This window comes from Vibrio sp. B183, assembly GCF_000740665.1.
Lineage (GTDB): Bacteria > Pseudomonadota > Gammaproteobacteria > Enterobacterales > Vibrionaceae > Vibrio > Vibrio coralliilyticus.
In genome coordinates this window covers 90,842-117,376 of sequence record NZ_JPQB01000015.1, presented here as the reverse complement: position 1 = coordinate 117,376, position 26,535 = coordinate 90,842, and the positions used below count along the sequence as shown (strand labels likewise).

At 46.2% G+C, this 26,535-nt stretch carries 18 protein-coding genes; 8 read left to right on the top strand and 10 right to left on the bottom strand.

The features are described 5' to 3' along the window. Positions 1-154 precede the first annotated feature (154 nt). A complete protein-coding gene (locus IX95_RS16895) occupies positions 155-1,336 on the top strand; it encodes a lytic polysaccharide monooxygenase (RefSeq protein ID WP_038162197.1) in 1,182 nt (393 codons plus the stop codon). 182 nt (positions 1,337-1,518) lie between these two features. Here IX95_RS16895 and IX95_RS16890 read toward each other — a convergent pair whose 3' ends face one another. Both IX95_RS16890 and IX95_RS16885 read right to left on the bottom strand, forming a co-directional pair. Continuing rightward, complete coding sequence (locus tag IX95_RS16890; protein ID WP_038162194.1) at positions 1,519-2,289, bottom strand: slipin family protein; 771 nt, start codon at positions 2,287-2,289, stop codon at positions 1,519-1,521. Between the two features lie 9 nt (positions 2,290-2,298). Further along, positions 2,299-3,678, bottom strand: a complete 1,380-nt coding sequence (locus IX95_RS16885; protein WP_021456943.1) for an NfeD family protein — start codon at positions 3,676-3,678, stop codon at positions 2,299-2,301. A gap of 264 nt (positions 3,679-3,942) precedes the next feature. Here IX95_RS16885 and IX95_RS16880 point away from each other — a divergent pair, with 264 nt between their 5' ends. Together IX95_RS16880 and IX95_RS16875 are read left to right on the top strand one after the other, a co-directional pair. Further along, positions 3,943-5,985 carry an NHL repeat-containing protein gene (locus IX95_RS16880; RefSeq protein ID WP_038162190.1) on the top strand — a complete coding sequence of 681 codons (2,043 nt, stop codon included), beginning with the start codon at positions 3,943-3,945 and terminating at the stop codon, positions 5,983-5,985. Between the two features lie 10 nt (positions 5,986-5,995). After that, positions 5,996-6,229, top strand: a complete 234-nt coding sequence (locus tag IX95_RS16875) for a hypothetical protein (RefSeq protein WP_038162187.1) — start codon at positions 5,996-5,998, stop codon at positions 6,227-6,229. 27 nt (positions 6,230-6,256) lie between these two features. Here IX95_RS16875 and IX95_RS16870 read toward each other — a convergent pair whose 3' ends face one another. From IX95_RS16870 to IX95_RS16845, 6 genes are all read right to left on the bottom strand, one after another. Further along, complete coding sequence (locus IX95_RS16870; RefSeq protein WP_029236211.1) at positions 6,257-6,961, bottom strand: ABC transporter ATP-binding protein; 705 nt, start codon at positions 6,959-6,961, stop codon at positions 6,257-6,259. 25 nt (positions 6,962-6,986) lie between these two features. After that, a complete protein-coding gene (locus tag IX95_RS16865) occupies positions 6,987-8,270 on the bottom strand; it encodes an ABC transporter permease (RefSeq protein ID WP_038162185.1) in 1,284 nt (427 codons plus the stop codon). Positions 8,271-8,273: 3 nt separating this feature from the next. Next, the gene (locus IX95_RS16860) at positions 8,274-9,488 is read right to left on the bottom strand and encodes an ABC transporter permease (RefSeq protein WP_038162182.1); all 1,215 of its coding nucleotides are present in this window, start codon (positions 9,486-9,488) and stop codon (positions 8,274-8,276) included. Beyond that, a complete protein-coding gene (locus IX95_RS16855; protein ID WP_038162179.1) occupies positions 9,485-10,756 on the bottom strand; it encodes a TolC family protein in 1,272 nt (423 codons plus the stop codon). Before IX95_RS16855 ends, IX95_RS16860 begins: the two co-directional genes overlap by 4 nt. After that, the gene (locus tag IX95_RS16850) at positions 10,749-11,882 is read right to left on the bottom strand and encodes an efflux RND transporter periplasmic adaptor subunit (protein WP_019276694.1); all 1,134 of its coding nucleotides are present in this window, start codon (positions 11,880-11,882) and stop codon (positions 10,749-10,751) included. Before IX95_RS16850 ends, IX95_RS16855 begins: the two co-directional genes overlap by 8 nt. A gap of 208 nt (positions 11,883-12,090) precedes the next feature. After that, positions 12,091-12,954 (bottom strand): hypothetical protein, encoded by an 864-nt coding sequence (locus tag IX95_RS16845; RefSeq protein WP_038162175.1) that lies wholly within the window; start codon positions 12,952-12,954, stop codon positions 12,091-12,093. Positions 12,955-13,343: 389 nt separating this feature from the next. Here IX95_RS16845 and IX95_RS16840 point away from each other — a divergent pair, with 389 nt between their 5' ends. Then, positions 13,344-15,347, top strand: coding sequence for a M4 family metallopeptidase (locus IX95_RS16840; RefSeq protein WP_038162172.1), 2,004 nt, complete (start codon positions 13,344-13,346; stop codon positions 15,345-15,347). A gap of 66 nt (positions 15,348-15,413) precedes the next feature. Here the strand turns inward: IX95_RS16840 and IX95_RS16835 are convergent, their stop codons facing one another. Beyond that, positions 15,414-17,228 carry a ricin-type beta-trefoil lectin domain protein gene (locus IX95_RS16835; RefSeq protein WP_038162167.1) on the bottom strand — a complete coding sequence of 605 codons (1,815 nt, stop codon included), beginning with the start codon at positions 17,226-17,228 and terminating at the stop codon, positions 15,414-15,416. A gap of 291 nt (positions 17,229-17,519) precedes the next feature. Further along, entirely contained in the window at positions 17,520-19,685 is a 2,166-nt protein-coding gene (locus tag IX95_RS16830) for a S9 family peptidase (protein ID WP_038162164.1), read from the bottom strand. Between the two features lie 660 nt (positions 19,686-20,345). Between IX95_RS16830 and IX95_RS26540 the strand changes: the two genes are divergently transcribed. The 4 genes from IX95_RS26540 to IX95_RS16810 all read left to right on the top strand — a co-directional run bounded on the left by IX95_RS26540 (position 20,346) and on the right by IX95_RS16810 (position 26,479). After that, positions 20,346-22,301 (top strand): chitin-binding protein, encoded by a 1,956-nt coding sequence (locus IX95_RS26540; RefSeq protein WP_038162162.1) that lies wholly within the window; start codon positions 20,346-20,348, stop codon positions 22,299-22,301. Between the two features lie 477 nt (positions 22,302-22,778). Further along, entirely contained in the window at positions 22,779-24,134 is a 1,356-nt protein-coding gene (locus IX95_RS16820; RefSeq protein WP_038162159.1) for a diguanylate cyclase domain-containing protein, read from the top strand. Next, positions 24,124-25,440, top strand: a complete 1,317-nt coding sequence (locus IX95_RS16815) for a glycosyltransferase family 2 protein (RefSeq protein WP_038162158.1) — start codon at positions 24,124-24,126, stop codon at positions 25,438-25,440. Before IX95_RS16820 ends, IX95_RS16815 begins: the two co-directional genes overlap by 11 nt. Before the next feature lies 1 nt (position 25,441). Beyond that, positions 25,442-26,479, top strand: coding sequence for an HlyD family secretion protein (locus tag IX95_RS16810; protein WP_038162155.1), 1,038 nt, complete (start codon positions 25,442-25,444; stop codon positions 26,477-26,479). Positions 26,480-26,535: the final 56 nt, after the last annotated feature.

Sequence of the window (26,535 nt, the reverse complement as noted above, 5' to 3'; positions counted from 1 at the left end):
ACTTTTCTATGCGGACAATGTGGCAAATTGACATCAAAACGACGACTTATTAATCACTTAAATGAATATTTTATAAAATTCTTGCTAGGTTGAGATCGCTGTCTGCACGTCGTAGGTGCTTTCAGATGATCGATAACCACTATAAGGAAAGATTATGAAATCTTATTTGAATGTCAGTTTTGCTACCCTAGCTGGCCTAACGGCCCTCACATCAGTCAATGTCCATGCTCATGGCTGGGTCGAATACCCAAGTGCTCGTCAGAATACTTGCTACTTAGATGGGGGGTTCTGGGACGATCAGATTCCGAATGCTGCTTGTCAGGCAGCCTTTGATCAGTCCGGTGCCTACCCTTTTGTTCAACGTAATGAAGTGGCAGCTAATGTGGCTAACTATCGAGATATGGCACACGTACATGCCATTGTCCGAGATGGCACACTGTGTAGCGCTGGTGACAGTGCAAAAGCAGGGCTAGACGTTGCTTCCCCACATTGGCAGAAAACGGCACTGTCGCTAGATGCCAACAACCAGTTCGAACTGGTATTTAATGCCACTGCGCCACATAACCCGTCTTACTGGCAGTTTTACTTGAGCAAACCGGAATACGATAGCAGCCAGCCTTTAACTTGGTCCGACTTGGATCTGGTGGATACTGCGGGTAACGTTGCAGTCGGTTCGGATAAAAAGTACCGCATCAAAATAACATTGCCCGCTGACAGAACAGGCGAAGCGGTTCTCTATACCCGCTGGCAACGTGAAGACCCAGCCGGTGAAGGTTTCTATAACTGTAGTGACATTACCTTCAATGGGGATGGCAGCACGCCTACCGACCCGACGGACCCAACCGACCCGGGCAATAACCTCTCTGTACTTGGTTACTATGTCCCACAAGGGTTTGGACCAGTGGAATCTGGTGATACCATTCGTTTCCGTACCTTTGATCAGAACGGCAGCGAACAGCACGATATCTCATTGGCGATTACAGCTAACAATACCAGTGAAGAAATTTGGTCTGCTGAGTTGGCTGGGCAATTTAACAGCCTGACCGCGGGGGCTTGGTTTATTGGCATCTGGCATGCCGAAATGAACCACTATATGTATGACTCTTCAAACATCCATGCAAATCAAGTTCATGCTCCAACCGCAAACTTCAGCTATCAATTGTCCTTGGTGAAAGGTGATACGCCACCACCAACGAAACCGGATAATGCGTGGTCTGCCGACAGCACTTATGAGCAAGGTGATGTGGTGACTCATAACGGCCGTTCATGGACAGCGCAATGGTGGACACGTGGCGAAGAGCCGGGCACTACCGGAGACTGGGGAGTATGGCGCTAGTCTAGACTCTACATCTGCTTGTGCTAATCCAAATCCCCATGATTCCTTGGGGGTTTGGATTTTGATAAATCAGGCTCATAAAAGTCAGCATACCCCGTTATCCCAAACGGAAAACTAGAAGTGACACTGAAACGCGACCAAATTAAGGTTCACTTTGTTTAGTAAGCAAAGACATTTCATCTCTACTCATTATTTTTCTGCTGTGATTTGGCAAACTCAGCCATGGTTTCAACCAAGTTAATCGGAATTGGGAAAATAATGGTCGAGGTTTTATCGGTCGAGATTTCCGTTAGCGTCTGCATATATCGAAGCTGCAACGCATTGGGCGCTTGATTGAGTATCTCTGCCGCTTCTCTGAGTTTATTCGAGGCCTCTAGCTCACCAGTCGCATGTATAATCTTCGCTCGCCGATTACGTTCGGCTTCCGCTTGCCGAGCCAGAGCTCGGACCATACTGTCATTGAGGTCCACATGTTTCACCTCAACAGTGGCGATTTTAATCCCCCAATCATCCGTTTGCTGATCAAGTATCGCCTGTAGATCTTTGTTCAGTTGTTCTCGTTCCGACAGCAGTTCATCCAGCTCATGTTGACCCAACACAGAACGCAACGTTGTTTGGGAGAGCTGACTGGTCGCATCACTATAGCTTTCAATATTGTTGATCGCCATTTGCGGATCTATCACCCGAAAATAGACCACGGCGTTAACACGCACAGAGACATTATCCCGTGTGATCAGATCCTGAGTCGGCACATCTAACACCACTGTACGAAGATCAACACGCACCATTTGTTGTATAAACGGAATCAAGATTATTAGCCCCGGCCCTTTTACTTCTTGAAATCGGCCAAGGAAAAACACCACACCGCGCTCATATTCACGCAGTACTTTGAACATTTGAGTCGCTACTGCAATCAACAATAGCGCGATCACTCCACCTGTATACATCCACATAAACGCCTCCTAGTTTTTCGCGCCTTGTTGCGCTCTCACTGTCAGCTTTAACCCTTGAATTTGGATGACTTCGACTTTGTCACCCTGCCTTAGTATTTCTTCATCTGTCGCTTTTGCATGCCATAACGCACCATCCATTCTTACCCTGCCAACACCTTCAGCAAAGTCTTCACACACCACTGCCGTTTTTCCTGTGTAATTTTCCACCCCTGTTGTGACCTGCTTACGACGCACTTTAAGTAGCAGACCAACAGTAAGAATGATGAATGCCGCGGAAAACAGCGCAATACCGAGAATCAAAGGCACCGCAATTTGGAAACCGGGCATGCCGCTATCAAGGAGAAAGATCGAACCAAGCACAAATGCTGTGATGCCACCCAAACCAAAAATTCCAAAGCTGGGGTTAAATGCTTCCACAATCATCAACGCGATACCGAGCAGTAACAACGCTAAACCGACATAGTTCACGGGCAACATTTGCAAGGCGTACATCGCCAGCAATAAACAGATGCCACCCAACACACCGGGCAGGCCAATTCCTGGATTATAAAACTCAAGCAGTAAGCCGTAGATTCCAATCAGCATCAGAATATAGGCAACATTAGGGTTGGTAATCACCGCAAGCATCTCCGCTCGCCAATCAGGTTTTCGCTCGACCCAAGCCACGTTTTTTAGCACCAGCTCTGTAGCAACGCTGTTAATCATCACCTCGCGACCATTGGCTTTTTCTATCAGCTGTTCTGGTGAAGAGGCTATAAAGTCGATCACGTTTAATTCAAACGCTTCCATCGCATCCAAACTGGCAGCCTCACTGACGGCTTTTTCTGCCCACTCGGCATTACGACCATGTAGCCTAGCTAAACCTTTGATGTAAGCTTTCGCATCGTTGATGACTTTCTTTTCCATCGCCGTTTTAGCAGGCACTTTTTCTGAGTTTTGAGGTGCAGACTCATCACTTCCCTGAGTTGAGTCATCTTCATTAGCAGGTGTGGTAGACGGCGGTGCACCGCCTCCCAGACTGACAGGCGTGGCGGCCCCAAGGTTGGTCGCTTCAGCCATCGCTGCGATATGACTGGCAAATAATATGTAAGTACCAGCACTGGCGGCTCTTGCGCCTGAAGGGCCAACCCATGTGGCGACTGGAATGTGTGATGTAGTGATTGAGCGAATCATGTCTCTCATCGCACTGTCCAGCCCACCGGGGGTGTCCATTTTGAGTAGGATCAGCTTAACCGTTCCCGTCTGATGCGCTTGTTCTATCTCGCGAGACACATAATCACTGGTCGCAGGGCCAATCGCTCCCTTGAGTGGAATAATCCATATTTCATTAGCCACAGCCGATGACATCGCCAGTAACCAGCTGATGATAAAAATCGATATCCGTTTCATACCACCCTCCTGTCGTGAACAAGTCTTTGGTGGTCACGCTTAAATTATAGATACCCAGTGTGCAGGTTCACAATCATGCGTCACAAAGCAACTTATTCCGCAAACAAATATGCAACAAAATACGCATAGTTGAACCTTACCTGCAAAAACGTCACACCAGATACCTGAGCGTTCGTTTATACAAGTGGCAACGTGGAACTGTCATTTTTGACTGCTAGAGTTATGTATTTGATTACATATGATTAATGTCAAAGGGCTAGAACTATGGGAATCGCGTATCACACCTATATTGGCAAGCAGGTCACCCACTTGCCCAATCTACCCTGCCGAGCGGCAGGAAATGTTTCTCTGAATACACCAGTAGGCAATTGCATCGATCGCTTCGGTCGCATCTGGCTTGCAGACACTGCACACAATCGTTTGTTGGTGTTTGATCGGAAAATGAAAAAGTTACTCGCCAGTTTTGGTTCGGTAGGAAGTGGCAGCCAACAATTTAATATGCCTTTTCGCCTTCTTCCTCACCCAGAAAAACCATGGATTTATGTCAGTGACATTGCCAACAAACGCATCCATATCCTTGAATACAACCAAACACTAAACATTCGATCCATTCACCGCTTCGGTGCAGGTGAACCCGTTCACCTCGAGGGGCCAAATGGATTAGCGTTTTATGAAGGGAAACTATGTGTCGCTGATGAATTTTACGAAGGACCCGACAACGAAAGCCGTTTGGTCGTGTTCGACGAAAATGGAAACTGGCTAAGGGATATTAATGTCGTTCATGCACAAGAAGCGGTGCATTTTCTGTGGCCACAGGGTCTGAGCTGCGATAACAATGGCCACTTGTATATTGCGAATACTGGGTTCGCCACTGTGGTTCGCTGTGACTGGAATGGCAACCCAGTCCCGTTTGCCAACGGAAAAACATACCTAGATGACATCGACCTTGCTCGCGATGTATCAGTCATTGATGACCGCATACTCATTCCCGGCGCGAAGCAGTACTCTGTATCGGTCTACGATATTGACGGGCATTACTCAGGCAGTTTAAGTGGATTCTTCTCGCCGATTCAGGTCACTAAGATGCATCAGGACGTGTTACTGATCACTGAGCCCATTCTCGCTTCACTACAAATTCATAAAGTTGATTGGTCCGACTTATCACCAGAACTACCAACAGCGACTTTAGTAATCGACCAGTTAGGTGATGAGCGGGATCGAAAAGGCCAGCTTCACTTCGTGACTTCGGTTGCCGGCGATACCTCACCAACCGCTCAAGGTGGATACACCAGCCAGTACCCTATGGTCAGCGAATGGTGGGACCAACACTTCCAGCAGCAAGATAAATGGCTCAATTCAATACATCAGCTCGATGCACCATCTTGGGTGTCGATGACATTGAGCACGCAGCTAGAATGGACGCAAAGATGGCAGCAAACCTGGGTGCGCATCTTCCTTGGCGACAAATTCGATGATCCAAACCAGTTGCTTTGGTTAGTGGATGCCGGTAACTATCAGCTTCAGGCTACTGAGCGCAGCCAACCAGATGCAGCAAGACCGGGTAGCTTACCGCTTCTTCCTGGCTCTTTGGGCATCTGCTCACTTACGCCTACCACGCCGTTAATTGGTCAGCTTAACCCTGATCTCCCGTTACTGATTGTGAGTAACTACATCAGCGGCATTATTACCATTTACCAATACGATGAATTCATCGGCGAATTAGTGCCTTTCAGTTACTTTGGTGGTTTAGGTCACGCCGACTGGCAACTGTTTAAACCTCAGGGAATCGCGGTGGATCCGATCAGCCGAGATATATACGTCGCTGACTCGGGCAATAATCGCATCTGCCGCTGGCGATTAAACGCTCAGGGGATTGCAGGCCTAGTGAGTACCTTTGGTCAGAAGGGCCACGGTGACCAAGATTTCTTTACTCCAACCGACATCACTATCACGCCAGACGGGCAAAAATGCATTACGGATCAGAACAACAACCGAGTGGTCATTTATGACCGTCATGACAAATACGTAGGCAGCTTTGGCCAGCAAGGTTACGGTACGGATAACGACAACTTTTTGCTGCCAACCAGTATCGATTTTGATGAGGGTAAATTGTTTGTATCAGATTTGGTCAACCGCGCGATCAAAGTCTTCGATCAACAAGGCCAGTTTATCGATAGCTTTAGTGGATTTGGCGCTGACCCAAGCAAAGGGGAGCTGTGGATGCCTTACCTTCTCCATGCGCACAATCGAACCCTTTACCTACCTGACTGCGCTTTGAATCGCGTCAACGTATATAAAATCAGCTAAGGAGAACGCCATGACATCAGTATTCGACAAAGCGAAGACTAAACGTTTGAAGCAAGCGACAACCGACATTTCTGAACAATCGGTGGAGGCCAATGACAAGCTGATTCAGCAGTACCAATGCGTTACTGAACACTGCCTCAATCAGCCATCGTCAAATGAAACACGGAAAAAGCTTGAGGAGTGGCACAGTGCTCATCAGGCTCATGCCATTAATCACACCTTGTCTCCACCACATGAGAACTAAAAAAAGCGAGCCGTATGGCTCGCTTTTTTATGCGACCTCCGAGACGGGAAGTCTGTCTGATATGACCTTGCCATCCTTAATCGTAATAATGCGTTTGGTACGTTCAGCCAGCGCATTGTCATGCGTAACGATAATCAAGGTTCGTCCTTCCGCATGTAACTGATTAAACAAAGCTTCGATTTCAGCACCGGACTTGGAATCCAGAGCACCGGTCGGCTCATCTGCCAAAATAATCTGCGGATCGTTAACCAGTGCTCGCGCAATCGCCACACGCTGTTTTTGACCACCGGATAACTGATTAGGCTTATGATCGAGACGGTCGCCCAACCCAACCTGCTCAAGCAGTTTGGCCGCGCGCTGGCGACGCTCTTTAGCTTTGATACCTGAATACACTAAAGGCAGCGCGACATTATCAAGCGCCGTTGCGTATTCAAGCAGGTTGAAGCTCTGAAAAACAAACCCGATTTTCTGGTTTCGTATTCCCGCTAATTCATTAGCACTTAGGGCTGCCACGTTCTGCCCATCAAGCAAATAGTCACCATCGGTTGGTTTATCTAGGCAACCGAGCATATTCATCAGAGTGGATTTACCCGAGCCTGAAGGGCCGAGAATAGAGAGAAACTCGCCCTGCTCAATCGTCAGTTCTACACCATCTAGTGCCCGAACTTCCACTTCACCGCTTGAGTAATACTTACAAAGATTCGTCAGTTGAACCAATGCATTATCTGACATAGTGACTCCTGATTTTTTGACCACATCATTCACTTTGTAACGCCTCCATAGGTGTCACCTTAGCGGCGCGATTCGCCGGCAACCACGCTGACGCCACGCCGATGACAACCAGAGTAGCAATCACAATTGCCACCACAACCCAAGAAAGCTCTGGGACAGGTTTGCCCAAGCGTTCATAAAAAACATTGCCTTCGAGACTGACAGAACCAATCGCCGATACCAATGCGTAAGTGACTGCAAGCCCGAGAGCTCCACCCATCACCATCGTCATGAGCGACTGAACCAGATAGTGGAGCCGAATCGCCGTTGGCGTCGCCCCCACAGCCATTCGCACACCAATATCTCGGGTTGAACGTTTCACCGTCGCGTACATGACATTGGCGATACCAACTCCCGCTACCGCGAGTGTGACAAAACCTATGATGCCAAGAAAGCTCTGCAAACCAACTAGAAACTGCTGCATGCTTTTCTGCTTTAAGAACATGTCTTCTACTTGAACAATTTGCTGATCCGTAACACTGGCGCCATGCTTACGAGCAATCACCTGACGAATCGTTTCCGCTAACTTAACTCTATCGACACTATTTTTCGGCTGGACATTGATACCACCAATGTCACCATTGGGATGAAAACGCTGCCACGTGGAAAGCGGAACAAAACTGGAATAATTAATGGGATCTCCCTGCTCGATATCAGCACTATTCTTTTTCAGTACACCCACTACCGTAAATTCTTCACTACCAATTTTAACCTTTTCCCCAACCGGATTGACTTTCAGTGTCACGGTCTCAAACCAGTTAAAATCATCTTCGGGGTTAAACAAGTCAGCAGCCAATAGATAGCCGAGCACAACGACTTTACGTTGCTCTTTTTGATCAAGCGGATTGAACCAGCGTCCACCTGAAAGCGGAGCAAGATTGGTCATGGTTTGAAAATCAGTGGTGACTGCCAAGGGCTGTCGCCAAGTACCGCGATCACCGACCGTGATGTCTTCATCCCATAGTGCTGTTGGTGCAACGGCTTTAACTTCCGGCAACGCGCTGACGACATCGGCATCATCGGCTTTGAGCGTCAGTGGCTTACCCTGATGGAACACACCATAATCTACGGTTGCCATCCCACCTGTCAGGTAAATCAAATTGCCATTACCATTTTGCGCGGTTTTCAACACCCCTTGGCGAATACCCTCTCCCACAGCCAACATGGCAGCAATACACAAGGTCGCCCAAGCAACTGCCAATATTGTCAGCCCTAATCTGAGCTTCTCTGCTGCCATTTCCTGAAAAATCTGTCTCATTGGTAGCAACATTGTTTAAGCCCTCGCACTCAGCGCTAACACCGGCGTCAGTCGCGATGCTCGTCTTGCGGGGAAGTAAGACGCCATTAACGCTAATACAACAGTGACCAGTAATGACAGTACAATCGAATCGGGTGTAATCACCGGCGAACCAATCCACTCTGGTAACGCTACAGTGCCCAGTAGTGCCACCAGCGCAAACGAGATCATTAACCCCATGGCCGTTCCAACGGCGACCAGTATCAGCCCTTCAACAATAAACTGGCCGAGTATTGACCCCTGAGTTGCCCCTATCGCCAATCGCACACCGATTTCTCGGGTTCGTTCAGTGACCGAAAGGAACATAATGTTCGCTACACCAAGTGCCCCCACCGCCATTGTCATTGCACCGCTGGCTCCCAGAAATATTTGAATCCCGCGAAGAATGCCGCTGATCACAGCCGCTCCCTCACTAAAGTCAGGCAAACGCACCGCATCCTTATCACTTGGGTCAAAGTGGAGCTGTTTAGCGTAAAAGCGAACAATACTCTCTCGGAACGAGGCAGAGTCCATACCATCTATCGGTTTCATCGACAGCATCCAAGGTTTATCGTTCCATAGATCGCGATAGGTGGTTTGCGGGATGAAAACTCTGCGGCTATCACCAAAAGAAATACCGGTGTCTTCGTCGCTGAGTACACCAATAACCAAGAAAGGAATGCCATTAACTTTGACCTCCTCACCAATCCCGATACCACCCATTTTGGCAATCTGATCGCCCAGCACAGCAACGCGAGTGTGGCTCGCAATGTCACTCGGTGAAATATTGCGGGAGCCCGTCTGAAGCTTACGCTCCGAAAGAGTAAAGTAAGCTGGGTCAATCCCACTTACGGCGCGAGCTAAGTTTTGCCCTTTGATATTCGTGACGCTGGCATCCCATTTGGCATAGACAGAGGCGGCTTCCTTCACAAAGCCTGACTGCTTAATCATCTCAACTTTATCTTGTGGAATACGGATCTCACGACGCGATGGTAACCCTTGCCAAGGCTTACTGGTTTGAGCCGGGAAAACCACCTGAACATTGTTCACCATAAATGAAAAAGACTGACTTTGATGGCGGTAAAAGCCTTCGCCGAGAGCAATCAGCACCACCACAGAAATGACGCCCCAAGCGATCGCAATGATCGCCAGAATACTCTTCATCCGATGCGCAATCAGCGTCTGCCAGGTTTGCTGAAGCAGGCTGCTCATGAATGAAAGGCCTGAGAAATGAGAGCCATCGTATTATCGTCGAGCTTGCCAGCCGTTTGCAGCAAACCAACTCGTTGACGCCAGTAGTTGTAGAGGTTGTTTTGCAAACTGTTCTTCGCATCAAACAGATTGTTATGAGCATCAATTACTTCCGATGCTTCGAGAAGTCCAGCATCGTAGAGCTTTTCCTTACTGCTCAACACCTTAGCACGGGACTCAACCACCTCATTGGCCATCAGAACCTGATTCCAATTGATGTCGACCTGAGTAAACTGCTGGACAATGCGTTTCTGAATATCAATTTCAACCCTGCGCAAGTCCTGCTTAGCACTCAATATATTCAGAGACGCTTCGTCCACCTTAGCGCGCGTCGCACCGTTGAGGTCAATCGGCACACTCAAGGTGAGCCCGGCATTAAACTCTCCGTTAGAATATTTGTCATCGTCGCTGTAGCCAAGATTCCCCTTTACCGTTGGGTAGTAGCCGCCTTTGGCTGATTGGCGTGCGAACTCGCTGGCTTTGACCTTTTGCGCGGCGACTAACAGCTCTGGGCTACTGTCTTTCGCCAACTTAAGCCATTGTTCTTGGGACTCAACCAACATCGGAGGCTGAATCAGGTTGTCGGTTCGAATTTGGTCAACATGCTCAGGCATCTGGTTGATGAGTGCCCCCAGCTCGGCTCTTTTCTCTTCTAGCTTAGCCTGTGCGCTGAGGATCCCCGCTTTATCGGTCACCAGAGTGGCTCGAATTTCTTCAACGTCAATCGATTTGACCTTACCGGCCTGGTAACGTTTTTCGATAATCTTCAGCAGCTTATTACCTTCTTCCAGCTTATTTTTTGCCAGTAGAAGGTCACCTTGTGCACTAGCGACATCAAGATAGGTCGCCAATAACTTCTGGGCTAATTCATTATGAGCCTGAGATAGCTCCAGCTCTGTTCGCAGATAGTTTGCTTGTGCTTCATCTAAGTCAGACCAAAGACTGCTGTCCCATATTGTTTGGGATAACGTTGCACCGTAGTTATTGGTGTTGTCACTGTCTTCATTCCAGTTTGCTGATGCAGTCGCACTTAAGGATGGCAACAACGAGCTGCGGCTGGAAGCAACACCTGTTTCACCGATCTGGACGCCAATCTTGGCTTTTTCGTAATCGGGATCACTCTGTTTCGCTTGCTTCCAAGCTTGTTCAATCGAAATGGCATAGCTGGGGAAACTCAAGATTGCAGCCAGCAATGCACATCCAAAGTATGAGAGATGATGTTTAGCCATGGGCGGCTCCCATCATACTGTTATCGATAATATCTTCACCGAGCTCAACGCCTTCTAATACTTCAACGTTGATTCCGTCTGACAGACCAAGCTTGACCTTCTGCTTGTGGAAACCTTGCTCTGAACTATCAGGTATCAGTACATTTGGCGTGTCCCCTTCAAATTGCAGTGCACGCTCTGGCAAAGTCAGTACATTTTCCGATTTTTTGAGCGTGATCTTTGCTGTAGAAGAGAATCCCGAACGTAATGTAACGTCTTGTGGAATTTTTAGTTCCCCAACTTCCACTTCAAAGCCATTATCGAAGCTCTTTACTGTCGATGTATCCTCTGGTGAATTGAGGTTCTCCGATTGAATCGCTACCTTAGTTAAAACCCCTTCGATTTGTACATCAGGGTATGGTGCTACCGTCAGTAGAACTGGCATTCCCGGTGTTAATTGCGCAGCGTCATGCTCACTCACGCTGCCTTTGAAAATAAGGCTGTTCATGTCTGCGAGAGACATCATTTCTGTCGCAGCCTGACTCGACTCAGTTGAAATGATCGGTTCGCCCACTTCCACTTTTCGGTTCAACACTGTGCCATCAATCGGCGCATAAATGGTCGAAGTTAGACGAGCATCACCGATGGATGCCTCACCGCTTTGAATCAACTCAAGGTTTTGACGTTTTTGCAACACTGCAGCTTGTGCTGATTTAACTTCCGATCGCGCGCTAACGTAATCATCGTAGTTGCTAGGAATAATGTCTTGCTTAACTAGGCTCTCTAAGTTCGCTAGCTTTTGCTTAGCCGACTCCAACGTTGCTTCACTGCTCATCAGCTCTGTTGAGGCATCGGTTAACGCTTGTGGTGTCGGGTTGGGACGAACTTTTATCAGCGGCTGTCCTTGCTTTATGTTTTCTCCGACCTGCGCATAAATCTCCCCAACAATACCGTCGATCTGAGACTTAATGGAGACTGAATGCGCTGGGACAATTTTACCCACCGCTACGGCTTCCTTCTCAATGGTGCCTTTTTCCACTGCCAAAGTAGGAAACGCCTCTGGCTGAGCAGAGGATTGCAGATAAAAATACGCGCCACCGCCGAGCAGCGCTATGCTCGCAGCAGACAAGAGCCAACGTTTAGCCATGCTTTAACTTCCAATGATTTTTATATGTAGCCATCTGACTACCCTGAGATTATTAAGTTCCGAAAATCATACAGCGTACTGAAGCGTGAAATACAGTCACAGTTTGTATGAGTTTGTAGGCCCGTTCTGACAATAAAAAAAACGGCCTAAGTAATACACTTAGGCCGGTCTACAGGACAGTAAATTAATCTAAATTTATTCTGACAATTTATGAACGCAGTTTTTCCGCGATTTTCCGGCCTTGCTCTTGGCCATGTTGTACCAGAGCGCCTTTGTAGTCTGACTTAAAGAAGCTGCCATCGACACAGCCAGATTGTTCAATCATCGGCGCCTCAGAAAAGCTCACTCTCGTATCAACAATTTGCTCGCCATTAACGTTATACATGGAGTAGTGCATAGCTGATTTGGTGTAACAACCACCGCCCATCAGAAGGCTTTTTGCATCCGTTGCGTATCCGGTATCGCTCACTAAAATAATGGAATCAACATTCAAAGCACGAGCGACTTTACTCGCCCACAACTTAAACTCTTCTCGATCTTGGTAACTCATCACTTCAGCGTGACCATGAGGCAGGCCAAGATTAACGTAACCCGCAGGCACTGCAGCATGTCGGCGAATCGAACGCTCCATTGCCATATGCTGAGAACTGGCTAATTTTAGGCTCAACTGCTGATACTCAGTGTTATCTGCCACTTGCTGTGGCGTGAGGTATTGCCAGCCTGTTTCATCACTTAACTCACTGAGCATTGCAACCAAAGAGATGTCCGCGGCTTCTTGCCCGTCGATCTGTTTTTGAACGTGAGAAGTTGAGTCCATCATATTCACGACTTTCTTTGCCGAGCCATCCAACAATTGGCTCGCCATGGACAACGCATCAAATGCCATGACTTGTTTGTCCTCGGAAATATCCTCTGGATCTCTGACATCACGTACAATGGTCTCCGGAACGGAATACATCACAACCGCGACTTTCTTCACCTGAGCAAGCTCGGTCTGGTTAATCACGTTACGTGTACACCCTTGTATCATTACCACTGCACTGACCAATGTCAGTAGAACACTCTTCTTCATCACACCCTCAATTCATTCTTAACCGTATAAAGTGAGGTTAGTGTCTAAATAAGCTGCAACAACTACAAATAACGAATCAACACAAAACAAAATGGATGTTTAATTTACATTTAAGACTTTGAATTTAAGACATAAATAAATCTATCATTTTTAACTTTTTGTCTTTTTTGATATTTAACGTCTGGGATGGACGCGACCAAAAAGCGCCAAACATAAAATAGGGATTATCATTTCTCGACTCAGCATCTCATTTATTAGAGAAGCGCTTAAATGTTTTGCACCCAAGCATCATATAAAACCAATTGCACTTATGGTTTCAGCAGCATATCACTACTCTACACACGCAATTTTTGCCCCAATCAATTGAAAAATAACTACAAAGGTGAAGTATGCGTAACGTTAATTTACTTATGCTGTTTCCAATGGCTTTCGCTTCTCAAGCTGCCAACGTTGTTGACTACTCTAAAGTTGACCTATCCCAAGTCCTTAATCCGCCGACAACACGGGCGTTTTCAGCACCCAATCAGCCGCTGGCTTATCAGGATGCCAGTCGCGTTAAAGCTGGCTCGCAGACACTGCTTCGCAAGCAACAACTGCATTATGGTGTCCCGGTTTACGGTCAATCATTAGTCGCTCAAGTTTCCACTCAAGGTAAAGTGACGCCTGTCGACGGAAAAGTCTTAACAGGCATTGATGCCGATATTGGCTCTACCTTACCTATGCTCAACGCAAAGCAAGCGATAGAACTGGCAAAAGGCAATAGCCAAGGCTTTGCTTCTCAAGCGATTCGCGACCCTAATGCTGAACTAATGATCTGGCAAGATGAGCAACAGATCGCTCGTTTGGTCTACAAAGTCGACTTTATTCAGATGAATGGTATGGGACCTTCAAGGCCGATTACTCTAGTCGATGCTAAGTCCGGTGACGTGCTTGACCGGTGGGAAGGGATTGCTTTCATTGAAGCTGAAGGACCAGGTGGTAACCGCAAAAGTGGTCGCTACTACTTCGGTCCTAAAACGCAATACGGCGGCTTTGAAGTTAACCAGTATTGCCAAATGGACAGCCCAAATATCATCACACTCAATATGAACAACCAGCAATACGGCGGGCAAGTTCATCAGTTTGACTGTAACGTAAATAACTACCGCAGCGTGAATGGGGCCTATGCTCCAATGAATGACGCACACTATTTTGGTCAACGCGTTTTCGATATGTACATGGATTGGTTAAACACCCGACCTATTCAGCAAAAACTGACCATGCGCGTTCACTATGGCTCTAACTATGGCAATGCATTCTGGGATGGTCGCCAGATGACCTTTGGTGATGGTAACCAGTCAATGTATCCACTGGCCACGTGGGATGTGATTGCGCATGAAGTCAGCCACGGTTTTACAGAGCAGAACTCTGGTCTGGAATACCGTGGTATGTCAGGTGGGATGAATGAGTCCTTCTCTGATGTAGCTGCGGCGGCACTCAGCCAGTACGTTCACGGCAGCTTCAACTGGAAAATGGGCGAACATGTCATGAAGTACTCTGATGCCATGCGTTACTTCATTCAGCCAAGCAAAGACGGCGTTTCCATTGACCATATCAACCAGTATTACAATGGTATCGACGTCCACCACAGCTCCGGTGTGTTCAACAAGGCGTTTTACCATCTCGCGACCAGCTCAAACTGGGACATCAAAAAAGCGTTCATCGCCTATGCTACCGCTAACCAACTTTACTGGCGACCAAACTCAGATTTTCAACAGGGCGCTGAAGGTGTTTGTAAAGCGGCTCACGAACTGGGATACGACACTTCCGCGGTGAACAACGCGTTCGCTCAGGTGGGTATTCAGGTGACACAGTGCGATTCTGGACAACCAGATCCCGAGCCGACACCTAACCCCGATATCGTAAGCTTGCAAATCAATACGCCAAATGCGATTGAATCAGCGGGTAATGACGAGCAACATTTTGTGTTGAAGAACGCACCAGCTGAGGATATCTGGGTACAAACCTATAACGGCTATGGCAATGTTGATATGTATGTCGCGATCAATCGTCCTGCTTCACTGTCGGATCATGATTGTGCTTCCACCAACCACGATAACAACGAATACTGTGGTTTCAGCGGTGTAGGTGATGCCGATGTTTATGTGATGGTCACAGGTGCGCGTAGCTCCTCAGATGCTTATGTTGGCGTTAGTGCCTATCTCAAAGAGCCGACACCAGAACCACAGGACTTGTGCGCCAACTTAGAAGAATGGTCACCTTATTACTATTACCCACAAGGCACCGAGGTGCAGTCCTACGGGAACCGCTTTATCGCAACCCAAACTAACTGGGGAGCCGATCCTTACAGTTACTACTGGTACTGGTCATTTGAAGGCAGCTGCCTGCAATAATCGAATGAAAAAAGAGCCCGTATGCGGGCTCTTTAGTAAGGAGAGCATTGTTATTGTTTTAGTGATTTATTTCCAAGACCACTGACTGCCATTGACGTCAGCTTGGACCAACCAACTGTTGGAATTCCATTTCAAGGCGTTATCTAGGCTATTTTTAAGCTGGCCATTTTCCATTCGCCATGTCTGATTCGGGCGCTGGCTACAAGTTTCCATGGTGATGCTTGACCCTTGCTGATCCAGACACAGACCTGGTGCTACCTTGCTGATCATCTTACCTTCAGTCGTTAGCTGCCAAAGTTGGTTGTCACCGCTGTGACAACTCCAGCCGTATACTCGAGCTCCCGGAGTGGCAGAACTTCCTTCAACGTCCAGACACTGGCTACCTTGAGTAGCAATTTGTTTCCATTGCTCTGCTGGTTTTTCATCGCCTGAAGCCGCATTAAACAAAGCTGAAACAACAGAAGTCATAGGTTGAGTATAGCGAGACGCTTTAGGCGCTCTATCTTGCCAGCTCTGTGGAACTGACTGAGTCACATCCCATTCGCCACTGCCATCGTAGTAAGACTTCGCTACCGCTTCAGGGGTTGGTGTCCAAAGGAAATCAGGGTGACGATTCTGATACCACTCGCCTCCGATCACATTGCCCTGCGCATCCAATTCCAAATCGTAGTAATACGTTACTCGCGATACACCATCAAGCTTTGGCTTGTCGTAGTTTCGATGAGTTGGATTCGTCTCTACCATATAATCAACAACCATCTGTACGCCAACAACTGAGACAGCACGTGATGCACGATACTGGGTGAACTTATCTTTTTTGTAGTCCGCCATCGCAATGGTCACATCGGCTGGATTGCCTGATGAACGATTAGTCTCTGGGTTAAAGTACTTAACCTGATAGCCAAGGATCGGCTGGTTCCAGACTTGGTAATCATATGTCGCATCCATAATCATACTACGACCCGTAATACCGATCTGGTTGAGTACAGATAAGTGCCAACTTGCTGGGTTGTTGTCCACACAGTCAGGTTCGATAACACGACCATTTTCGTCTTTTTCAGGGTTTTGAATATTACAGCGACCACCAATAAAACGTGTATTGAACGGCGCTTCAGCCCAAAGCAGTGTGCCTAGAGCTTTAACGTCTGACGGATAGAGCTTAAGCATCTCTCCATTGGCATCAGGTACTGTAATCGACTTTTCAGGACGAGGAAGCATGTAAGCCGCCGCAGCCCAGCCATGGCAAAGTCCCATCCAACGCTCTACTTTACCCTGAGATTCATAGTAACCTTTACCCGAGTCCCAAGAACGCTTAGTCAGCGTGAAGTTTTTATCCCCGACTAATAAGTCATACTTCTCTGCCGGAGAAAGTAAGTGGCGCTGCTCGCTCGAGTAGCTATCCAACGGTTTGATGGTATGTGAAAAATCGTAGTATTCCTGCCAGTCTGACGCGTAAAGTTCACGGTCAGAATAACGCCACGCGGCTGCGCCGGAGTACAAAGGCCAGTAAGTATCAGACCAAGGCTGAACGTCCAGATATTTTGAATCTGGTGCCGCACTATCCAATTCAACCAGATTGCGAATCAGTGCGTTACCCACATCAACCAGACGCGCTGGGTTATCGTTGTTCAGGTTTGCTGAGAATCGAGGAGCAATGACTGGCTCTGCTCTCTCCATAACCGTTTCACGCATTTGATCTCTGAAGCGCTCAAGCTCTTCAGCACTCATGGTTTGATATTCGTCTCCTTCTTTCTCTGGTAACGCATCCATGACTTTTTGCGGATTGGCGTGAAACGCCGTCATAAATGCATCTATGCGTGCATTGTCCGCAACAGCGGTCAAAGGCACCGAGATAGACAACAAGGTGATGATTTTTTTCATTATAAAGCTCTACGTTGTTAGTTTTTATGTTCTATAAGCCAGAGTGATACCTCGACTCTGGGCGGCACGTAGAGTGGTGATCTTTGTTCCGCAAATCAATCGGGAAAATCAACCAAACATCAGAACCGTGAATGATTCCAACAAAAAGCAGGCTGGGTACTTCAGTGTTTATCTAGAGCGATTTTTATTTATATATGAGAAGGTTATTTGCAATACCCAATTTCTGTTAACTTTGTTGCGCCGATAAAAAATGCCCGCACAAGGCGGGCATATCGACAATTTGGTTAAATTTTACTCTTCGTTGAGCAAATCTAAGAAAAAGGCGTATTCAAGTGCATCTTCTCGTAAACGCTTAAAGCGACCAGATGCACCACCATGCCCCGCCTCCATGTCAGTTTTAAACAGCAGCACATGATCGTCCGTTTTCAGTTCTCGCAATTTCGCCACCCACTTCATTGGCTCAAAATACTGAACTTGAGAATCATGCAGGCCCGTTGTCACTAACATATTCGGGTAGCTCTGCGCTTTGACGTTGTCGTACGGCGAGTAGCTCAGCATGTAATCGTAGTATGGCTTGTCATTCGGGTTACCCCATTCATCGTATTCATTGGTTGTCAGGGGAATAGATTCATCCAGCATGGTTGTTACCACATCCACAAACGGGACATGAGCACCAATGCCTCGATACAGATCCGGTGCTTGATTTATAATGGCTCCCATTAACAAACCACCCGCCGATCCACCGACGGCAAACGCTTTGTCTTTAGCACCATAACCAGCTTCCGTTAAGCCTTTGGTAACATCTATAAAGTCATTGAATGTATTTTGTTTGGTCAGTTTTTTACCATCTTCATACCAAGGTCTTCCCAACATTTCAGAGCCACGGATATGCGCTATCGCATAGACGAATCCGCGATCCAGCAAGCTCAAACGCGCTGAACCAAAAGTAGGGTCGATCGTATGACCATATGAACCATAACCGTATTGGTAGATAGGATTGGTACCATCTTTCTTGAACTTATCTTTACGATAAACCAACGAAACTGGCACTTTCTTCCCATCTCGAGCGGTGATCATAATACGTTCAGATTGGTAGTTATCGGCATCAAAATCACCAAGTACTGGCGTTTGCTTCATGATTTCGGACTCACCTGACTTTAGATCGAAATCGTAGTACGTCCCCGGCGTCGTCAGGCTACTGTAGTAAATACGAACCTTTGAGTTATCGAGCTCTCGGTTGCCAGTCATGTAAGCCGCAAACGCGGTGTCGTTAAAGGCTAATGGAAACTCCTTGCCCGTCGAAAGCTGACGCACCTTAACCGTGGTTAAGCCGTCTTTACGCTGCTCATAAACTAAATGGTCTTCAAACAGCGTAAAATCGACCAGTTGAGTTTTATCATCCGCGGCTATCACATCCTGCCATTTCGAACGGTCATGCATCTGACCCTTATGCACTTTCATTAAACGAAAGTTCACAGCCTGATAGTTGGTGTAGATATAATACCAGTCGTTAAGCTTAGCGATGCTGTACTCAATGCCTTCCTCTCTCGGGTAGAAAGGTTCAGCCTTGGCTTTAGGATCATTGGCATCAATGACAGACACCCCACTTGTCTCAGTACTTGAGTGGAAGATGTAAACTTGTTCGCCGTCTTTACTCTTGCCTAATGACATGTAATACGCGCTGTCATCTTCTTGGTAAATCAGCTCATCACTGCTTTGTGGCGTGCCAAGCACATGACGATAGACCTGATAGCCCAGCAAGGTTTGAGGATCTTTCTTGATGTAGTAGAAAGCTTGATTGTCATTTTGCCAAGCCACACCGCTCGATGCCCCTTCGACTTCATCTTTGAGGTATTCGCCTGTGGCAAGGTCTTTGACTCTAATCGTGTAAATTCGGCGGCTTAGGGTATCTTCACCGTACGCCAGTAAATTCTCATTTGGGCTAACGTATAAGCCACCCGTACTGAAAAATTCGTGCTCTTTCGCCAGCTCATTGACGTCTAAGATAACGGTCTTATCCGTCCCTGAAAAATCTTTGGCGCGCTGGTAGATAGGGTACTCATTGTCGCCAGAGACTTCGTTCGAATAGAAATAGCTCCCTTCTCTTACAGGAACTGAACTGTCATCTTTTGCAATACGCCCTTTGATCTCTTGGAATAGTTTTTCCTGTAGCTGTTCAGTGTGCTTTAACACCGAATCCGTGTATTGATTTTCTTTTTCGAGATGCGCCAAGATCTCAGGATCTTTTCGCTCATCGTCACGCATCCAGTAGTAGTTATCTATACGGCGCTCACCGTGATTATTAAGCGCATAGGGCTCTTTCTTGGCCACAGGAGCCGGAACTTGCTGAACCGCGAGTTCTAGTTGAGAAGGTTGAGCCACAGTTTGAACTCCTTGAGAACTGCACCCGGCAATAAGCGCCACAGATACAGCTAATGTAGTTAAGGGAAAACGCATCTATCGATCCTTAAAAGCGTCCATCAAGATGAAGTAGCCCACTCAGTGAACGCGTCTGTAAAACAGCCTAGATAGTGAAACACTACTGTTATAAAACTCAGCAACGAGCCACCAATATCTTATATTTAACAAACAGTTACGCTATCAAACATACATTCAAGGTTCAAATAGTACGAAGAGTTATTATGTCGAAAGTGAGCAATCACTGACAAGATAAAATTGGGCAGGCGTAGGGCTTAATTCCGCAAATACACATCATTTTTGACGCCCATCGGTTAGGTTACTGTGTCATTTCCTAGCAGAAACCATAAGTTGGTCGGTAAAAAATATCTCATAGACGAAAGTTATCCACCTCAAAGCGAGCTTATTACTTGCTGACTAATTCTATAGTCGCTGCAAGATTTAAGCTTTTATAAAGATATTTTATCTATTCATATCAAAAAGTTAGTGTGTTAACTCTACATTTAATATGAATATTAATGATCATTACCGAGAATGAATAAATGAAAAATAATAACTATTAATGATCATTGGCAAGCATTCATTTTCTTCTCGCCATAGAGTTCGACAAAAGCAACCAAGTGCATATGGATAATTTTATCTATAACACAAGACGTGCTGACAAGAAGAATTCACAACAACGAGGCGAGAAGAAAAACTATGAAATTAAACAAGCTTGTATTGGGCATGACATTTTTGACAGGCAGTGCATGGGGTGCAGTGGATAGCAATCACTGTAATCCATTAGCGAGCGATTCATGCGGTTTACCATGGCCAAGCAATCAGGCGTTTACAAAAGAGGATAGCCAGTCAGAAACTGGGCTTCGTATTAACATCAAGAATGCGGTGTTTTCCGACAGCTTTATCCAAGAACTCCCGAAGAGCTTTACCCCTGAAGATATTGTCAATGGTAAAACCGGATTCTCAGTAGCGGCTCCCATACTTTTTGAATTTCACCAACCATTTGATGCATCCAGCTTGCCTGAAGATGGTGGTAACACCGTTCAGGTTTTCGACTTCAGCACCGACCAAAAAGTGCCTGTTGCTCCTTTATCGAGCAAGCCAGCGGATGTCAAAGACGACGATAGCCACGTACTTTCAGTCTACCCAAGAGCAAGATTTAACTATGGCAATACACACATTGCGGTGGTCACTAACAAGCTAAAAAGTGAAAGCGGTGAGCACTTTCATCCTTCCAAAGGGGTGGAACAAGCACTGAGCCAAGATGGATCAGAGCTATCCAATTTCTACGAACCTTACATTGAGTATCTCGAAACTAAAGGCATCGAAAGAGAGGAGATTCTTTCTCTGACAGTTTTCACCACTGTTACCAAGGATGACGCAACAAAGCAGTTCGCACCATTAAAGGAGCAAGTGCTTCAGTCAGCACCAACGGTTGAGTTTGATTGGAATAACTCTGGCTATGTGCATGACAGCAATGAAGTGGTCTATTCGCTCAAGGGACGCATGCTGTCTCAAGACTTCCGAGACAAGCAAACAGGCCGAATCACCGATAAAGCACGTGATGTCTGGCTAGATTTTACTATCTTATTTCCTAAAGACGCGCTATCACACTCAACCCCTGTTGTTATTTACGCACACGGGCTTAATGGCGACCAATCAGATGCCAGCTTCGCTGCCGCGCCGGCGCTTGAAGATGGTCATGCTGTTATCGCCATTGACTGGGTATGGCATGGCTCCAGAGCGGAGGATGATTCTGGGCACGTTGGTTCAATCATGACCCCGGAAAATGCAGCCAGCCTGCCAGGTGGTGCTGTGCAAAGCAACCTAGATATGCACACTCTCCTCAATGCAATCAATACATCTTTGCAAGAGCTGGACTTCTTACCTTCGCCCGATGGTGTGCCTGACTTAGATAAGACCAAGATAACTTTCCTTGGAACGTCTCTCGGCACGATTCTAGGGCACGGATTCCTTTCAACCACCTCTGGTCAAGGTTTGAATGGCGGCTTCCTGCAAGTCCCCGGCACAAACTTTAGCCGTATCCTCACCAACTCAGTTACTTACACCTCTAACTCAGTATCTTGGCAGGGAGTCGTACCTGAATCTGCCACGGGATCAGAAGCCTCACTTTTCTGGTCTATGATGCAGACAGAGTTTGAAATCGGCGAAGGCGTTAGTTATTTGGAGGATAAGGTCACTCCAATAGGCATGGTATATGGCTTAAAAGACAGCTTTGTACCACCATACACAGGTGAAGCACTGGTGGAATTGGGTAATCTTCCATTGATTGAGCCCGTCCTTGAAACACGCGAGCATCTAGAAACCGCACCTGACTATCGCTCCGGAGATGGTGCACTACAGCTAGATGGGGATCACTTGATCTTCATGAAAGAAGAAGCCATTGAAAGCTATAAACATTGGTTACTTTCAGTGACTAACGCTAACCCTTTACCTCGCTACGATTACGTCTTCCCTGAAAGCTTAGAAAGCTATCAAGCTGGCACTCAGGTACTTCAGGAAAAAGATGGCAACATTTACCAATGTCTGGATGGTCAAGCCAGCGGCTATTGTCAGCAGTGGTCAGAATCTGCCAATCAATATGAGCCGGGAGTCGGATTGTATTGGGAAATGGCGTGGAAACTGGTTCACTAAAACAGAGGATATACATTACTCCAAGGCTGGAAGGGTTAACCACCAGCCTTTACCTTCTAATACTTATTGCCCATAGAAAATTGGCGCACCAGAAAGAAACCCAGAATAATCTAATAAAAACAATGCATTAAAATATCAATCAGACATGCATACCATATAAAAATTTATCTAAAAATCTAAAACCTCATGACTCAATAATTAAAAAATCTCAGTCTTATTTTTGAGACGCGCAACTATAGTTTAATCAGCGCCGACTAGATTCTATCAAAGACTAGGAGACGTTTCGTTAGGGATAAACGCGCTGGAATTTAGGCACAACATGGCTTCGCTCGGCCAAGAAAGGAGCCTGGATTCTGCGCTGTATGTATACACCTACCACGCAAATATTGTTCAACTAGACTTACGATAGTACGCACTAGACTTGTCTGCGATTTCTAGTGGCACGATTGTCAGACTAGTTACCTAATGAGACTAGCTATGCCGATATCAATAAAAGACTTTTACTGGATCAGTGACACTCCTCCTTCAGACCACCTTACTGATCTAGTCATTCATATTCCTTCAATTAATGAACTACCTGAAGGCTTTGGTGGCGCAGCTTGTGTTGATTATGCAAATAGTGATGCTCAAGAGGACGCTCTAAAATCTTTCTACAACCAAAAGCTGAGATGGAGCTGGTCTCTTTTTACTAAAACAGACCACACTTTACGCGCTTGCTTAACTGATGGTCTGTTTGACGAAAATGCTTCTTTTGAATTGTGGCGTAATACGCAAAAACGACTCTTAGCAGTATCAGATATTAGTGCTCTTGACCCTGTTATTGGTTGGCTAGGTGTTAATCGCGAGCGTCGAATAATCTCACTTAAAAATGTCAGTGAGCCCTCTATATATCAATACCCACTTATTGAAGCCTTATATCCAGATCTAGACTCCGCATACCGCTATGTTTTGTCGGAGCAGAGCCGCAATATCATAGAAAAAGAAGCGCTAATCGACCGAATTCGCATTTGCTCGCAATGTAACAGTGGGCATTTGAATTATGTTGATGTTTGTCCCAGTTGCCAAAGTATTGATATTGACTCTCAAAGCTCGTTGCACTGTTTCACCTGTGGACACGTCGATGCTCAACAAAGTTTTGCTCGCCGAGGGAAACTTGAATGTCCAAAATGCCTCACACAGCTTCGCCACATTGGCGTTGATTATGATCGTCCTTTAGAGAATCAGAAGTGCAACACTTGCTCAAATACATTTGTTGAAGCTTCAACCGTAACACAGTGTATGAGCTGCGACTCCAAAGTTCCTGTACACGAACTTATCGAAAGAAAGATCTATCAATACAAACTGGGTGAATCCGGTGAATACATTTACCAACATGGCAAAACAACCCAAGCTCCTGAGCTGTCAATCAAAGGTCGAGTTGAAGCAGGCTACTTTGTTAACTTGCTAAGTTGGGTTAATAAAGTGGCATTGAGACACAGCGAGAACCATCTACTTCTAGCGCTATATTTACCTTCCATAGACCGTTATGGGGAGCAATATGGTGATGCAAAGCTCTTTGCTCTGATAGAACAAATTACTACCCGATTAAGCAGTTTATTTAGAGATACAGACATTTGCTGTCAATACAAGCAAGATGTGCTTTTGGTACTTATGCCAAAAACCCACCGCTCAAGCTTATCCGCATTGCAAGGCAAGCTTTCAGAACTCAGTCAACTTATTGAAGAAGATGATTTCGAACTGAACGTTTTCGCCCGCCCCCTACCTGACAATACGTTAAATGGTAGCCCTGAGTCTTGGTTAGATGACCTTCTGAGAGAAGTTTATGCTGTCTGATAGCCTGACGCTACTCGATTACTTTAGAGGCATGCTTCTGAACAATCAGGAGCTATGGTTTTTGCTTTTCCCTCTGATGATCATTATTGAGCTACCGCTTTATTTACTTGTTCTAACGGGGATTTTTCGCTGGGCTTACCAAGCTCCTGCAGAAGAGCCAAAACACTTCCCTTCGATTAGCTTTGTCATCACCTGCTATGGTGAAGGCGAAGCTATAGGTATTACGATAGATACACTAGTTGAGCAAATATACCCAGGCTCAATTGAGATCCTTGCCGTTGTTGATGGCGCTGTGCAAAACCAAGCGACTTATCAAGCCGCAGTAAACGGGGTAAAACGCCATGCCCATGTAAAAAATCGAAAAGTACGCGTTGTACCAAAATGGCAAAGAGGAGGAAGGGTCTCCACATTAAATGCTGGTTTATCAGTTGCTTCAGGTGAAATAGTTATCAATGTTGACGGAGATACGTCATTTGATAACGACATGGTTTTCACGATGATGAAACAGTTTTCTTCCGCTGATGTGATCGCCAGTGGTGGTGCCTTACGAGTGAGGAATCACAGCCAGAATATCCTGACTAAAATGCAGTCTCTGGAGTACATGCTTTCGATGCAAGCAGGAAAAACCGGCATGGCAAACTGGGGAGTGCTCAACAACATTTCAGGTGCCTTCGGTGCTTTCAGAAAGAATATTCTCAAGCAAGTTGGCGGTTGGGACACCCATACCGCGGAAGATTTAGATTTAACAATGCGCCTCAAACAATATAAGCGCCGATACCCAACGAACAAGCTCGCCTTCGCAACACATGCTATTGGCCATACTGACGTACCTGACACCTTAAAAGGTTTAGTATTGCAAAGGCTGCGTTGGGACGGTGATTTGTTGTTCCTTTTTCTTCGCAAGCACAAAGATGGTTTGTCCCCTTCTCTGCTGGGATGGGGAAACTTCATCTTTACCATCACATATGGGGTAATTCAGAACGTACTACTACCACTTTTGGTTGTTTTCTTCACTTTGTTCATCACCTACAGCTATCCCATTGCCTTCGTTTTGGCACTGACACTCATGCTGTATTGCGTTTATTTCACATTGTCACTCATCATTTTCATTGTGTATGTGGGCTTGGTGTCTGAGCGAAAAAAAGAAGATATCAAAGAGATGAAATGGCTCCCTCTTTACCCGATTTACCAATTTTTCATGCGGCTCATAACCGCTTTTTCAATGGTGAATGAGGTTGTCAGAAGAAGTCATGAAGAATCAAGTATGGCTCCTTGGTGGGTACTTAAGAAAGGTAAGAGATTTTAATATGAAAGTGAATTTTCATTTAGATAAGAAGAATAACCCACACTCAGAGGATGGCGTTAAAGTCGTCTACGGCAAAGCTAAGCGTGGCGGGTATCGAATACGCTGGTACTTGATTCTGGCTATAGTCATTAGTCCATTGATAGCAATGGCTTACTACTTATTTAAAACACAGGTATTGGTGGTGGCTCCGGCGATAATTACCTCACACCCCGTTACCATCAACGCCACCCACACAGGCATCGTCGGTCCCATTCCTTCAGATATAGGGAAGAAAGTCTCGCATAACCAAACGTTGCTGTTTCTCAAAGACTCTGCGTTGGATCAGGAGCTTAACTTCATTAAAAGTGAACTTCTGAAACTACCAACCGACAATGGGTTTAACATTGAAGCCTTATATGCTGAAGCAATAAACCAAACAAAGAGTAATCTCGATAAAGTTCAGAAAATTCAATCAAATTACGATACTTACCGCTCAAAAGGTCAGGTATCTGAGGTCGACTACGCGTCCATTGTCAATATAACCAATGCTCTTAACTCCCAGTTAAGCAGCCAAAAAATTGCTTTCGCTGAGTCAAAACGTACTGATATTGAGACAAAGTTAGCGGGACCAATCGCCACCGAATATCGCTCATTGATGAAAGAACTTGTAGTAAAGCGCTCAATTCAAGAGAGCTTAACCATTAAAGCTCCATTTGAAGGGCGGGTCATTGACATTCACGTCCTTGAAGGAGAGCGAGTTTCAGAAAACACCCCTCTGATTACGATTACAAAGAACACAACGCCCGAAATCACAGCATTTCTTGATCCAAAGTACTTACGATTTAGCACAATAGGCACTCAGGCTAAAGTGAAATATCCGGATGGGGAAACCTACATTGCAACAGTTTCAAGCCCAGTTGAAGTTGTGAATAAGTTACCACAAGAACTACAAAGCCCTTTTGAAGGCCAACCTGCATATCTAAAAGTTAACTTAAGCTTCGATCAGCCCATTCCTGAAGAACGCTGGATTGAAGGGGTAAGTGTAGAAGTGTCGTTTTAAAAAACCCACAAAAGGCCCGATATCGAATACTCAATATCGGGCCTAGCGGTATTACT